At 35.2% G+C, this 13871-nt stretch carries 9 protein-coding genes; 2 read left to right on the forward strand and 7 right to left on the reverse strand.

Going from position 1 to position 13871, the window contains the following annotated elements:
- Positions 1–166 precede the first annotated feature (166 nt).
- Positions 167–1309, forward strand: a complete 1143-nt coding sequence (locus OZP09_RS13230; RefSeq protein ID WP_281309513.1) for a geranylgeranyl reductase family protein — start codon at positions 167–169, stop codon at positions 1307–1309.
- 193 nt (positions 1310–1502) lie between these two features.
- Here OZP09_RS13230 and OZP09_RS13235 read toward each other — a convergent pair whose 3' ends face one another.
- From OZP09_RS13235 to OZP09_RS13265, 7 genes are all read right to left on the reverse strand, one after another.
- Positions 1503–2663 (reverse strand): hypothetical protein, encoded by a 1161-nt coding sequence (locus OZP09_RS13235; RefSeq protein WP_269234200.1) that lies wholly within the window; start codon positions 2661–2663, stop codon positions 1503–1505.
- An 11-nt stretch (positions 2664–2674) separates the two neighbouring features.
- Positions 2675–4066, reverse strand: a complete 1392-nt coding sequence (locus OZP09_RS13240; protein ID WP_281309514.1) for a hypothetical protein — start codon at positions 4064–4066, stop codon at positions 2675–2677.
- A gap of 5 nt (positions 4067–4071) precedes the next feature.
- A complete protein-coding gene (locus OZP09_RS13245; protein ID WP_281309515.1) occupies positions 4072–5604 on the reverse strand; it encodes a T9SS type A sorting domain-containing protein in 1533 nt (510 codons plus the stop codon).
- Between the two features lie 36 nt (positions 5605–5640).
- The gene (locus OZP09_RS13250) at positions 5641–6918 is read right to left on the reverse strand and encodes a hypothetical protein (protein ID WP_269234206.1); all 1278 of its coding nucleotides are present in this window, start codon (positions 6916–6918) and stop codon (positions 5641–5643) included.
- 79 nt (positions 6919–6997) lie between these two features.
- A complete protein-coding gene (locus OZP09_RS13255; protein WP_281309516.1) occupies positions 6998–8509 on the reverse strand; it encodes a transglutaminase-like domain-containing protein in 1512 nt (503 codons plus the stop codon).
- Between the two features lie 31 nt (positions 8510–8540).
- Positions 8541–10007, reverse strand: coding sequence for an O-antigen ligase family protein (locus OZP09_RS13260; protein ID WP_269234210.1), 1467 nt, complete (start codon positions 10005–10007; stop codon positions 8541–8543).
- A gap of 979 nt (positions 10008–10986) precedes the next feature.
- Complete coding sequence (locus OZP09_RS13265) at positions 10987–11676, reverse strand: NUDIX hydrolase (protein ID WP_025570941.1); 690 nt, start codon at positions 11674–11676, stop codon at positions 10987–10989.
- A gap of 553 nt (positions 11677–12229) precedes the next feature.
- Between OZP09_RS13265 and OZP09_RS13270 the strand changes: the two genes are divergently transcribed.
- A complete protein-coding gene (locus OZP09_RS13270) occupies positions 12230–13774 on the forward strand; it encodes an alpha-N-arabinofuranosidase (RefSeq protein ID WP_269234211.1) in 1545 nt (514 codons plus the stop codon).
- The last annotated feature ends 97 nt before the right edge of the window (positions 13775–13871 follow it).

Consider the following 13871-nt stretch of genomic DNA (forward strand, 5'->3'; position numbering starts at 1 on the left):
TTATCATTAAAAACGGTTCTCGATACACGTCACTTCGAGTACGGAGTGTATCGAGAAGTTTTGTTCCGTTTCGTGCACAAAAAACACTCGAACTGACGTTTTTAATAATTGCACTCAACGGAATTTTGTTTTTTACCATGATTCCTTTAGTTTTGGAAAAAAAACAATGAAAGTATTTGATGTAGCCATCATTGGAAGCGGGCCTGCCGGAGCTTCTGCAGCTTTTGAATTATCGAAAAGCGGAATTTCCACTGTCATAATTGAGAAAGAAATGCTGCCAAGATATAAAACCTGTGGTGGTGGTTTGGTCCACAGAGGAAGAAACAATATTCCTTTTGATGTTGCATCAGTTGTTGAAAAGGAATTCTATGAAGTCGATACTTATTTTTCAAATACAAATATCAAACTCACGACAAAAAGAGACAAGCCCATCATTAGCATGATTATGCGTGATGCTTTTGATAATCTGATTGTAGAAAAAGCAAAAGAAAACGGCGTTACTCTTTTGCAAAACCATAAGGTTAACAGTATCACTTTCGGAGAAACTCAGACAATTCATACTTCTGAGGGCGATATACAGGCGAAATTTATTATTGCCGGAGATGGTGCCTTAAGTCCAATAGCTAAAATGGCAGGCTGGCAGGAAACCCGGACTGTTATCCCGGCTTTGGAATATGAGATAGAAGTTCCTCTGGCAGATTTTGAAAGATTATCAAAAAATGTGCGTTTTGATGTCGACGCTATTCCGAGTGGCTATGGCTGGTGTTTTCCTAAAAAAAATCATTTATCTGTAGGAGTTTGCATTTTGGTAAAAGCGAATCAGAAGATTGATTTGAAAAAATACTATGCAGCCTATTTAAAAACGTTGGGAATTACAGAAATTGTAAAAGAAGATGCACACGGATTTGTCATTCCGGTTTCTCCAAGAACGGATACTTTCGTCAAAAAGAATGTTTTTTTAATTGGCGACTCAGCAGGGTTTGCAGATCCTGTGTTGGCTGAAGGAATTTCAAACGCCATATTAAGCGGAATTTTAGCAGCACAATCTATTATAGAAGGTAAACTTGACCCTGTAAGGTCTTCAGAATTGTACCATGAAAAATTAGAAAACAGCATTTTACCAGAAGTAAAAGCGGGAGTCACATTAGCCAAAATTTTCTACAGCAAAAGGGTCTTGCGTAATTTCGTTGCCAAAAACTACGGTACTGTTTTATCCAATGCGATGACAGATATTTTTATGGGAACCAGAACTTATCCTAAAGATTATAAAAAGAAGATATGGGAAAAAATTAAGGAGGCTATTTTTTAATTTGAATGATAATCCCTTAAATTTTTTAAAATAACATAAAAAAAACCTGTTAGAATTTTTAGTTCTAACAGGTTGTGATTTTGGCTTGTCATAATTTGTATAACCTTTTTGGGATCAGTCTATATCTAGGCAACCTCTTCAATCATAATATTTTTTATATTTTTCAGGATGGTCAGTTGAAAAAACTACTTTTTTAATCAACAATATAGGTATTGGTTTTTATCAAATTAACACTGGTATCGGTAAAAACAAATTCTAATTGATTACTATCTAAATTGATTGTGCCATTGCAAGATTGATTTTTTATAAACAATTTTGGTTTGTTGGCTTCAAAGAATAAATAAGCTTTTGTAGTGCTGCTAAGATAATTACAAGAAGTGTTTTGGGCTGCAAACTTACCGATTTCGGATACTATATAGCTGTTTTTTTTGATGTTAACACTATAAACAACACCATTATCTGTTTCGAAAAAATTAAAATAATCGCTGTCTGCCACAAAAGGGGTATTACACGAACTTGCCGAAACTATTTTTTCCATACTTAACAAACGGGTACTCTCAGTTTTTACTTTATACTCTGACTTATAGGCTGCACAAGCTTTATTAGCCCTAAAATTAGTATCGTCAGTACTGATAAAAACATCCAACAGAGTAGTTATTTTATCGTTGACATTGGTAGGATAAGTAACTTCAGAATTATCGAAGCCATCATATTGATACAAACTACTGCTTTTGGGAGTAAGTGCTAAGCATTTTAAGAGTTCGGATTTCGTGAAACTATCGTCCAGCTTGGTTAAGATTAAATCAACATTTTCAGGAAAAAGCGATTTGACACGAACTCCTCCTGGGCATTCCTCTCTGCGTCGAAGATCTAAAGGATTCCATGAATAATAAAAATTCATAGTTGTTGGGCTTAATGATTTTAGCCTGATCCAGCCTTTTTGTCCACAACGTGAATTAGCACCCCAATAATTAAGCTCGTAATTGGAAGAATCTTCTTTCCTGAAGCAATTAGCTGCTATATACAGTTTGCCACCATTTCTGGAATCTTCGATGATGGTACCTGTACTATTATCCACGATATAATGACGAACTTCTAATTCATCAAACGAATTAGTACGACCTTGTCTTGTTGTTTTTGTGACATAAAAAGTATAGGTCTTATTATCTATACTTCCCTGCCAGGTACCTATCAAAGGATCCATCAAGTGGTTTACATCTTTAAAATAAGTATTAGTAATAATACCTTTACCACCTCCTATGTAATCAATATGTTTCTCTATGGGTATAATATTTTGTGCTTTTGTTTGCCCTAGAAATAATAGGAATAAAGCTAATATATAAATGTTTTTCATTTTTTTAAATTTTAGTTACAAGGGGTTTCTTTTACCTGATTATTTGCATCTAGCTCTAGTTTTTTTGCTCCGGTTTCATCTACTTTGTACAAGGCAATATCGGTAATTTTTAAAGTGTCCCGCATAAAAAGGAGTAATGCTTTAATTTGTCCATTTTCAGGGTCTTTAGCTAATGCTTTGAATATTCCTTCATTTTCGTCTGTATCGATAAGGTCTCTTTTTTCTTTGAGTTGCTCAAACGGCAGATTGTCTGATTGTCCGGTGTAGCGCAACTGAAAATACCCAAGGCTATTGATAGTACCTGTATAATTATTGCCCGGGTCTGTACCACTTTGTCTGCTCACATTATAATCGGTATAAATTGTAGCAATATCCCTTGGTGAAGGCATTGGCAAAACAGTATTGACAGAACCATTTGCAGGATTGACCCATTGATTCTGGTGTACATGGTTTATATTTTGATACCCTCCAGATCCATAAGGCACAAAAACGCCCGGTTCTCCTTCAAATACTTCCATTGGTTTATAGTTACCCGCTTTGTCCTGATAATAGCCTGTTTCGTGATTCAATTTAAGTTTTTCAGGATCTTTAAGATCAGTTATCATCTTTTTAAATTCTTGATCAGCCAGTTGTTTTTTTATCTCTGCACAGGGATCTATCGGGTCACAAACATTTGTATCACTGTATCTCGAATCATCACAATCTACACCTTTAGAAGTGCCTTCTTTCCAATTTGGTCCAGGGCTTGTTTCTGCTGTATAGGTTCCTGAATCATAGCCATCTCCATCATTGTCTAAATACCAGTTTGCGAGTCCACAATTATTACCATACTTTCTGGCATCGTTATCATCACAATCATCTCCTTTTGTTGACTCTTTATAATTTCCGGTTGGTTTTTCTCCCTGATACACCGATCCACCGTCATAATCATCCCCATCATTATCTAAATACCAATATCTTGGTATAGGAACACATGCACATAAAGTAGTATTGACTTCGTAACCTGTTTTAGTACAAACAGATAATGTACAAACCTCAGGATCTGGAGTAGCGGGAGTTTTTGGATTGACTACAGGATCCTCTTCCGGTTCTTCAAAGTTAACAGGAGTAGGATCATTCAAATGATTGTAGGGATCATATAAATCGGCATTTAAATATTCAGAATAATCAGGCTCATGGTAATTATTTGTTACAGTAACATTATTTAATGTACCTCCATTGACATCGGCTCCAAAATCATTATTCCAATAATCATAATCGTTTGAATCATCACTATACCAGCCGTCATTACTATCCTCCCAGCCAAAATCATCATCAAAATCCTGCCAGTCCTGCGCATAACTGCTCTGACCTATTAGCAAACTTAAGAACGTAAGGACTAATATAAAATATTTATTTTTCATCGTTCTTATTTTTTAATTAAAAGTGTGGTTTTTACTTCATTTCCGTACGTAAGTCGCAGCAGGTAATATCCTGGAGGAGCATTCAAAGCCAGGGTTTTGGTTTGTTGCCCGGCTCTCAGGCCATTCCATTGTTCCCTGTACAATTCCCTTCCGGTGATGTAGTAAATACTCATAGTAGCATCAATGTCTTTTGCCAGATCAAAACTCAGGTTGAAATCGCTTACAACGGGATTTGGGTATATGACCACAGAGGAGAACATTTCGTTAGCTGTAGCTGTTTTTTCCTGTTTCTTATCTAAAATAAGATACATGGGCCTTTCGTTCTCACGCTCCTTTATATTGTAGAGATTTAGATTCCCAATGATAAATAAAGATTCATCGGTTTGCAGCAATTGTAATTTGGCCTCTTTAAACTGATAAGCCGCTACCGTATCTTTGTAGAAATGTTCCGTACGGTCTATTTTAGAATCTTCAAATACAATGGCATTCTCCTGTATTTGGGCATTAAAGGAAACGCTGTCACCGGCTTGTTCTTTCCATATTCCAGTCAGCTTTATTCCATCCTGGGTAAGGTCGATCTGCAAAGGTGTTTTACTGATGATATTTTGTCCACTCCAGTCATAACGCAGCAGATGCCCTGTATAATTGCCTGAAATATTTGTCGTTATTGGGGCCTGTTTTACCTTCTGAAAAGTTTCCGGAGCCTCTGTTTGAGTAATATTGATTACCTCAGGAATGGCTTGCGAAATAGTTTTGGTTTGGTGAGGATTTGCATTTTCAGCCTCCGGTTCTGCCAGTTCAGTTTCAGATTTTTTTAATCCCCTGGCTGCCGATTTGCTTAACCAGAATTTTGCTTTCTCGCTATCGATAGCTACTCCATAGCCGTTGCGGAAACACAGCCCCAGCATATACATGGCAGAGAGATTGCCTTTTTGTGAGCCTAATTCGAATTGCTGTACGGCAAGGCTGTAGTCTTGTGCACATCCTAAGCCTTTATAATACATGTAGCCAACGGAGTAGATAGAAGCCGGATCTCCCTTTTCTGCTCCTTCTTTAAAAATGCTTAAAGCCAAAGGATAATTTTGTGGGATGCCATTTCCTTTCATAACCATTCCTCCCCAGCTATTGTAAGCTTTGGCATATCCTGTTTTGGCTGCTTTTTCAAAATAAATCAAAGCTTTTGTCTGATCTGCCGGACTGGTTGTTTCTTTAAGCAACAGCCCTAAGTTATACGAGGCTTTTGCATATCCTGCTTCGGCTGCTTTTTCCAGCCATTGTATTCCTTCCTGCTCGTTTACGGGAACGCTGATTCCGTTGTTATAAATCAGTCCCAAAGCATTCATGGCTTCGGCATTGCCAAGGTTTGCGAGTTGCTTGTAACTGGCGATTCCCTGTTCAGGATTGTAGGTTTTACTGCCTTGCGTCAATTGTAATCGGGCTGTCAATAAACTCTTTTTGACATCGGGATTTTCCTGTGCCTGAGATAGCGCAGTCCCCAGAAGTAGGAGTAAGACCGCCTTTCGGGTAATTCTCTTCATAGATTTAAGTATTGGTTATTTATTAATTTTAAATTTCTACCAGGCCAGGGCATTTTTGGTCTTGGTATTTTTAGATTTTTTTAGATTAATGGCATCAAGTTGTTTGAGCAGTTCAGGTTTTTTCTTCTCGATATCCCGTTTTGCAAAAATGTTTTCCTGCGTATGATATACCATGGCTCTGTCTTTGGTTACCAGAAATTGTAACTGATAGACACCAAATTCTGTTAATGTCTTGTCTTTATCCAAATCTTTGGTTAAGCCTTCTTCCTCTAGCTGTAACCAGTTTCTTTGGGCTTCTTTTTTAGCGGCTAGTTTGTTTTTTTGAATTAGCCATTTCTTTACTTGCTCAGGAGTCAGTATATGGGCTATATTTTCGTATTCTGAGGGCACGATTTTGGAAGCTTCTACAGAAGATTCATTGTCTTTATTTTCTATTTTAATACGTTCCAGCTGATTGTATCTGAGTAAAAGTGTGTCAATCTGGCTTTGTGTGAGCTCCAGTTCTTTTTCATATTTAATGACAGAGGAATATTTATTATTGGAGTAAGTCCCATCGGATAAGATATTAGCACGCACTAATAGAGGCGGTTCTCCCAATGCCATTTTTTTGGCTAAAAGGTCTCTTTTGGTTTTTTCAAAGCGATCGGACTTTTTGTCTAAAAAAGCATTTTTAGCTATGTGGTAATTCAAGATTTTGGTGTACTGGGTTTTCTCGTCTTTATCAGCAACCAATTGCAGTTTTTTAATTTTCGCCCAGTCTTTTTGTGCTTCCTCAACAGACTGTTCGTGATACATCGCTTTGAGTACAGAGATATACTGTTCTTTCGTCAAAACTTCAAGAAGTTTTTTGTTGTAAATATGAATCACTTCTTTTTTTGAGGACATTTTTGGATCAACTTTCAAAGAATCATTAGCCTTTCGGATTGTGTTTATTTGTTCATGAGTCAGTTTTAACTGAGAAGAAAAAATTAAAACTGCCAAAAAACGATTATCTGTATTTTCCTGATAACCATAATAATCTAATTCCTCAGTAGATAAGATTGGCGTCAAAAAATTGACATCAACTTTATAATACGATTTTAAGTCAGTTATAGGGCCTCCATTTGCTAAACTTACATTTGCTAAACTGTCGGCTGTGTGAAGTTTTCGGCCTATTTTAATTTGCTTTCCTTCGGAAAGTTTTAGTTTTGAGTTTATTTCATCTATTTTATACACAATGTGTGCAGGAAACATCATGCTTACCTTTTGACTTACCTGTGCCCGGCCTAAGCAGGAAATGCCTAATAAGGCTAAGAAAAATAATTTCGTTTTCATATTTTTATATTTTTTGATTATCATAGTTGTCTTGAATTTTGTGATTGATATTGCCATTGAATTTTGAATTTTACCATTATCAAAACCATGTCCTGCTGCCGTTATCATCTATAGTAAAGGGACGTTCCAGTTTTTTAGAATCGCTGGCCAGTAATAAGAGAAGAGCATTTTTAGGTACTTTACTGAAAAGCATAGATGTAGTTTGGTTGCTGACTTCCCGGGTATCAATTAATTTCCATCCGTTGTTCCAGTAGTATAACTTGTAGGTAGTACCCATTTTAAAACGCAGGTATTTATCTGCCTCGGTTATTAAAATTTCTCGGGTATGGTTAAGGTCGGGAAGTAATACTTTCGATTCTTTCCCGTCAGCCACAACAGGTGCTCCGGCATGAACTAGTTTCCCGTTGGTGTAATATTGCGGAATCAGGACAGTTCCTTTGCATACAGCATTGAAAACAGTTTTTCCGTTTTCTGCTTTTCCCCACCAGAAAGGTCTCCACGAGAGTCCGTTAAAAGTAGTGGCATATACAATTTTAGATGGATTTGTTGAAGCAAATAAAGGGCATGTTACATCTGTCGTTTCCCAATAGTCCTTGGTAACGTCTATATAATTTTGCTGTTTTAGAATCGCTGTGGGAATATTGTTTTTGTCTTCAAAACTGGCCAGGGTTCCGGGTTGTTTAGAATAGGTAAGGCGCAGGACTTTGGCAGGTTCTCTTTTTAAATCTTCTTCGTAATCTTTTGCCCCAAAATCACAATTGTAAGGATGCATTTTATCATCAAAAAAAGTATTCGTAAAATGACCTCCTGTAGCGGTTGCCCAATAGGGAATTACATTTACAGTTGCAGGAATTCCCTGCGAACGCATCACAAAAACACCAAGATTGGCAATGTCAGGGCAAGGGCCTTCTTTTCTTGATAATAATTGCAAAGCGCTTAGTCTTGGCAAGGGTTCTTTGCGCTGTTCCCTTAAAGTGTTTTTAAACCAGCTGTTGTAATCATCTTTTACATTAAACAAAACGGGCTTGAATCCTTTGGACGGGATTTGCTCACTAATCCACTTAAATTTATCCGCATAAACAGGGCGCCAATCCTGCAAAGGTTCATCGCTTACACGATAAGGTAAAATAAATTCACAAAAATCAGTAAAAGAGGTGTTCTTCATTGTAGAAGAATGCCATACTGCAAAAGCCTTTTCAAGGTTCTGAATTAAGTAATCACCTGTAATGGTTTCTATATCCTGATAAATAACGGGTTTGGGGTGTATTCCCGGATTTTTTTCTTTGATAGCCGTAAGAGCTTTTTTTGCCTGTTCAAAGTCAGGATAGGCTAATTCATTATAGTCAACCTTTTCCTTTTCTTCGTTTTCCCAATAATAATCCGCTGATGAATGAATATCCATGTTGCTGATTAAAAACTGCATGGCTTTTATTTTTAATGCATCTCCAGTTTTATGGGTATATTGAAGTGCTTTTTCGAGTTCCGGTCTGTTTTTACCTGATTTTTTCAAATTGGCTTCAACCTGAGCAGGATATTGGGCATGGATTAAAAAGGGAATAAGAAAAAATACGATTTTAAAGGGTAGTCGCATATTTATTTTAAAGTTGAATTTGTTATAGATATTATTGGGTCTGAATTTTTTTTATGTTTTTAGGTACGCCTAATTTTATCAGTAAAGCCCTACAGTGGCTTTTATACCGACCCACTTTTTCAGATGGTATTTTTGGTTTGAGTCTGATGATTTCCTCCGCAAGCGAAATTGCATTGGGAATATTTTTGTTTTTTAAATACATCTCAAGCAATAGCATTCGGTATAAAAATTTTGAGGGGTATAATGCAACGAGTGTTTCATATTCCTGAACTGCATGAGGATATTGTTTTAGTTTATGGTAGATTTTTCCGCTGCCTAAATATACTGGAGGTAGTGAACTGAATTTTTTTGCTTTCTCAAAACAGACTGACGCTTCAGGAAAACGTTGCATTTTAAAGTACAGATGCCCATAATTTTGCCAATAATCACTGTTTTCTTTTAACGCAGGCTCGAGACTGGCCAGAATTTGCCATGATTGTTCGTAATTGCCTGTTTCTTTCAGGAGTTTTGCTTTTTTATTTTGTCTGTCTGCAGAGGCCAGTATTATAACCTGATAGAGCAAAAAGGAGCTGGCCGAGATTGTACATGCTTTAAAGATTATTAAAAATTGATCTGTTTTAAAGAAAGAAATGCCTTTAAAAACTGAAACAGGTTCTGTAGTGCTACAAATCATAGCGGCATAAATCATCAACAAACACATTAATGGTATTATTTGGGTAGTAGAATTGACCATTGACATGGCTATAAAGCTGATGGTTCCTGCATAACCTAAATTAAAAAAGCTGTTTTCCGGAACTTTCGTGATTTTATCCTCCGAGTTTTCCGGGTTGTCTTTGTTTTTTTGTCTTATGGTAAAAAGAAGGGAACCAAAAAATAGTGAAATCAATAAAACTCCTATAAAGCCTCCTTCTACAGCATGTAACAACAACTCATTATGGGGCATAATTACAGGACCAGCATTGACTAATTCTTCAGGTGTTGCATTGCCTTTTTTTATATAATTGGCCTGGAACAAATTGTATTCTTTTTCAAAGGAACCATATCCGTAGCCGGTAAGTGGTTTCTCCATCGCCATAACACTTGATAGTTTCCAGATAAATTTCCTTCCATCGGCTGAATCTTTTTTCGAATTGTATAAATAAGAGCAGGCTGAAACACTAATGATCAGACTTAAAACCAGAAACGCCTTTACGCTGAGGTTGTTTTTCTTATTTTTTGCCCAATCTGCGAGCCGGTATTCTAAACTGTAGAAAACAATAATGGAAACTATTGTCCCAATAAACGCAGCACGGCATTTAAGCATCAAAAGCGCAGAAATTGAAATAACAAATCCGGCCAGAATTATTTTCTTGTTTTTTCGCTTCAGTAAATACAGGAAAAAAGGCACAGTAAGCGCCAGGAACATGGCTGTAACATTAGGGTTTTCCCAACTGCCCGTAACTTTGAAATCGTTATTCTGACTTTTTACAAAGCCTGAATACTGTATAAAACAATACAATGCTTCTATCGTTGAAATTACAGTGACTCCGATGCAGAATTCTATAAATCTTAATTTAAGGCTGCGGAAGAAAAAGGTTGAGGTAAGCAGTAAAAAGCAAAGGACAATACTATAAATTGTAAAAACTAAACTTGTCCTGTGCGTTAGGCAATAAAATAAAACATAGAAACACCATAAAATAAACAGAACAAGAGGCGTTTTAAAGACAGTCTGCTGATGACGATTGAGAAAAATATTGAAAATTGTGTAAAGTAAAATTGCTGTGCAAGTACTATAATAAGCAACAGAATTTGAATTAAAAAAATATTCAATATTAAGTAACGAAACAACAATAATAAGGAGCAATAAAAATATTTGCCACCTTGCAAAACAAATAGGAGATAATTTCATTTTTTAGCAGAATATGCCTGCTAAAATACCCCCGATGATGTAGTAAGACGCAATACCCACTTTTGGTGATATTGTTAATAAATATATAACGAAATATAGTAAAAAAAGTTTTTTTTAAAGGATTACTTTAATTGATGATATAATTTGATTTTAAATTAAATTATATCATTTTTGCTATATATGGATTTAAAGTGGTTAAAAAATTGCATGGCTGAAATTGAATAAAGATAAGGTCTGACATTGCGTAAGTTGTTAGTTATAATATGATAAGTATGAGGGACTAAAATTTTTAAAGGTTTAGCTACATCTTATAAGACTCACATATGGGTCTCAGTGCAAGACAATGTTATTTCGATTTTGAAAAGTCTAAAAAGGAAGAACTAACTTTATAAATATCAATGAAATTTCCGAACCTTCAGCCGTTTGGATGCGTTGTTTCAGATTCTATAGGGTATAGGAATATTACAGATGAGGGATAATTCAAAAATTCATTCTAAAAATTAAATTTAAAGAGGGACTAAAAGTCCTTCGTAAAACAAACCTCTACTTAGTTTTTAATACTTGCAGACTCGATCTAAAATCTGAGGTTTTATAAATTCAGGACAAAATCGTTAAGTAATTTTTCTTCGTATTTTTCTTTATTGAACGTATATAAATAAGATCCTTTTCTGGAAGACTGCATGTCTTTTTCATCCAGTTTGTTTAAAATTTCTAAAGAATTAATCTTACTGATAAAGTTACGTTTGTCTAATTCTTTGCTTAAAATTGCCTCATACAATTCAAGCAATTGTCGCATGGTGAATTTTTCCGGCAGTAATTCAAATCCAATTGGTTTTATCGAAGTTCTGTAACGTAACCTTTTAATGGCATGCTTAACCATTTCGTTGTGGTCAAAAATAAGGTTAGGGGCATCTACAACGCTAAACCATTCTGCATGATAGTTTTTAATGAGTTCTGTATTATGGTTTTCAATATTAATGAGTGCATAATAAGATACAGATATAGTCCTGTCGACTGGGTCACGATCTATTTCGCTATAGGCGTGCAGCTGTTCCATATAGATATCCTGCAGTCCGGTATAGGTACTCAAAATACGAATGGCGGCATTGTCTAATATTTCATCACGTTTTAAGAATCCGCCAATTAAAGACCATTTTCCTCTTTCAGGTTCAAAATCCCTTTTAATTAAAAGTATTTTTAATCCCTGATGATCGAAACCAAAAATGATACAATCGACTGCTAATAAAACCTTATCCGCAGAACTATAACTATTTAACATATACTGTAATTTGGGAGTAAATATATAAACTTCCTAATAGGTTTCATAATTTATTAATGTAGATAGAACACTTAATTCATTATGGTCAAATTAAAAGTAATAATTATTATAGTTGCTTGTGATATTTAGATCCATAATTATTTAGTAAAGATGTTTGGAATAATCTCATGATTAATAAGCTTTTTTATCAAAAGCTATAAAGTACATCTTTTTAATTTCTTACAAAAGGTATAAAATCATTAAAACTAAATTTTTATCTAATAAGTCATATTTTTCTCCAAAATTATCTTTATTCATAAAAAATTTATGCTACCGGTTGTGTTTTTAGAATAAAAAATAACATTTGAATGTTTGAATTGAAGTTAAATTATGAAATATGCTCTAATTGTACAGTTATTTTACCATATCAATTTGTTTTTAAGCTTTTTTTTTATTTAAATTTACAAATGTTAAAAAGACACTTAATGAGTATTTTTATTAGATTACTACTCAAAAGTTAGAAAAAATGGGTTAACAGCTATTCTTCTAAAAACTTAAAAAACTAAGAAAAACCATGAAAAAAAACCTTCTATTTTTATTTGTTGCACTTTCTTTACAAACGATTTCTGCACAAAACCAAACGACAATAATTGCCATAAAAAATGATGCGGGTGCTCCAACTATCAACAAAAATATTTATGGGCATTTTGCTGAACATTTAGGACGCTGCATTTATGGAGGTTTTTTTGTGGGAGATACTTCTAAAATACCCAATACTAAGGGAGTTCGAAACGACATTATTGCTGCTTTAAAAGATTTAAAAATTCCAAATCTAAGATGGCCTGGAGGTTGTTTTGCTGATACCTATCACTGGAAAGACGGAATTGGCCCTCAGGAACAAAGACCAACAATTGTAAATAAATGGTGGGGAGGCGTGACCGAAGATAATAGTTTTGGTACTCATGATTTTTTGAATATGTGTGAAGTTCTTGGAGCTGAGCCATACTTGTCAGGAAATGTAGGAAGCGGAACGGTTCAGGAATTAGCTGACTGGGTTCAGTACACCAATTTTAGCGGTAAAAGTCCGATGAGTGACTTACGCAGAAAAAATGGAAGAACAGAGCCATGGAAAGTTAAATTCTGGGGAATCGGAAATGAAGCATGGGGCTGTGGTGGAAATATGACTGCTGAATATTATGCAGGAGAATATAGAAAATTCGCCACTTTCATGTCCGATTGGGAAAACACAGGAGGCATTACACGTATTGCATCAGGTTCAAATGGTTCAGATTACAACTGGACCGAAGTGATGATGAAAAACATTCCTCTTAATATGCTGGGCGGCCTTGGTGTACATCATTATGCTGTAATTGACTGGAATAAAAAAGGAGACGGCGTAGATTTTACGGAACTGCAATATTTTCAAACGATGAAATCTGCTTTGAAAATGGAAGAACTTGTTACCAAACATGCTGCTATAATGGATAAATATGATCCTGAGAAAAAAGTAGCCATGCTGGTTGACGAATGGGGCGGATGGTATGAAGTAGAAAAAGGAACAAATCCAGGATTTTTATATCAGCAAAATACGATGAGAGATGCGGTTTTGGCCGGAGCAACGCTTAATATTTTCAATAATCATGCAGACAGGGTCCGTATGGCAAATTTAGCACAGTGTGTGAATGTGTTGCAGGCGGTAATTCTGACTGATAAAGCTAAAATGATTACAACACCAACGTATCATGTCATGAAATTATATGCGGTTCACCAGGATGCAAAATTATTACCTGTAAGCTTTCAATCACCTTTGTACACAGTTAATGGAGAAACCCTTCCGGCAGTATCAGCTTCCGCTTCAAAAGATAAAAATGGAGCAGTTCATATTTCTTTAGTAAATGTAGATTCAAAAAATAAAAATAAAATTGAAATAGATATAAAAGATCTGGGGGTTAAAAATTTCACAGGGTCTGTAATTACATCTTCAAAACTGCAGGATTACAACTCTTTCGAAGCACCAAATAAAATTGTACCAACCGTTTTTAAAGGTTTCGAAAATAAAAAAGGGAAATTAGAGATCACCATTCCACCTTTCTCAGTGGTTGTTTTAGAAGGAAAATAGCTCTATATAATATGATGTAATTGATAAAAATATTATAAAAAATAGTAAGCTAATTTTATTAAGTGTTTTTTGTACACTTATAGGGTAATTATATTAT

Source organism: Flavobacterium flavigenum (assembly GCF_027111255.2).
Classification (GTDB): domain Bacteria; phylum Bacteroidota; class Bacteroidia; order Flavobacteriales; family Flavobacteriaceae; genus Flavobacterium; species Flavobacterium flavigenum.

Bases quoted from the DNA above. Each gene is read 5' to 3' on its own strand.
- OZP09_RS13255 (WP_281309516.1), bottom strand. From the start codon at position 8,509: ATGCGACTACCCTTTAAAATCGTATTTTTTCTTATTCCCTTTTTAATC.
- OZP09_RS13240 (WP_281309514.1), bottom strand. From the start codon at position 4,066: ATGAAAAATAAATATTTTATATTAGTCCTTACGTTCTTAAGTTTGCTA.
- OZP09_RS13265 (WP_025570941.1), bottom strand. From the start codon at position 11,676: ATGTTAAATAGTTATAGTTCTGCGGATAAGGTTTTATTAGCAGTCGAT.
- OZP09_RS13270 (WP_269234211.1), top strand. From the start codon at position 12,230: ATGAAAAAAAACCTTCTATTTTTATTTGTTGCACTTTCTTTACAAACG.
- OZP09_RS13230 (WP_281309513.1), top strand. From the start codon at position 167: ATGAAAGTATTTGATGTAGCCATCATTGGAAGCGGGCCTGCCGGAGCT.
- OZP09_RS13235 (WP_269234200.1), bottom strand. From the start codon at position 2,663: ATGAAAAACATTTATATATTAGCTTTATTCCTATTATTTCTAGGGCAA.
- OZP09_RS13245 (WP_281309515.1), bottom strand. From the start codon at position 5,604: ATGAAGAGAATTACCCGAAAGGCGGTCTTACTCCTACTTCTGGGGACT.
- OZP09_RS13250 (WP_269234206.1), bottom strand. From the start codon at position 6,918: ATGAAAACGAAATTATTTTTCTTAGCCTTATTAGGCATTTCCTGCTTA.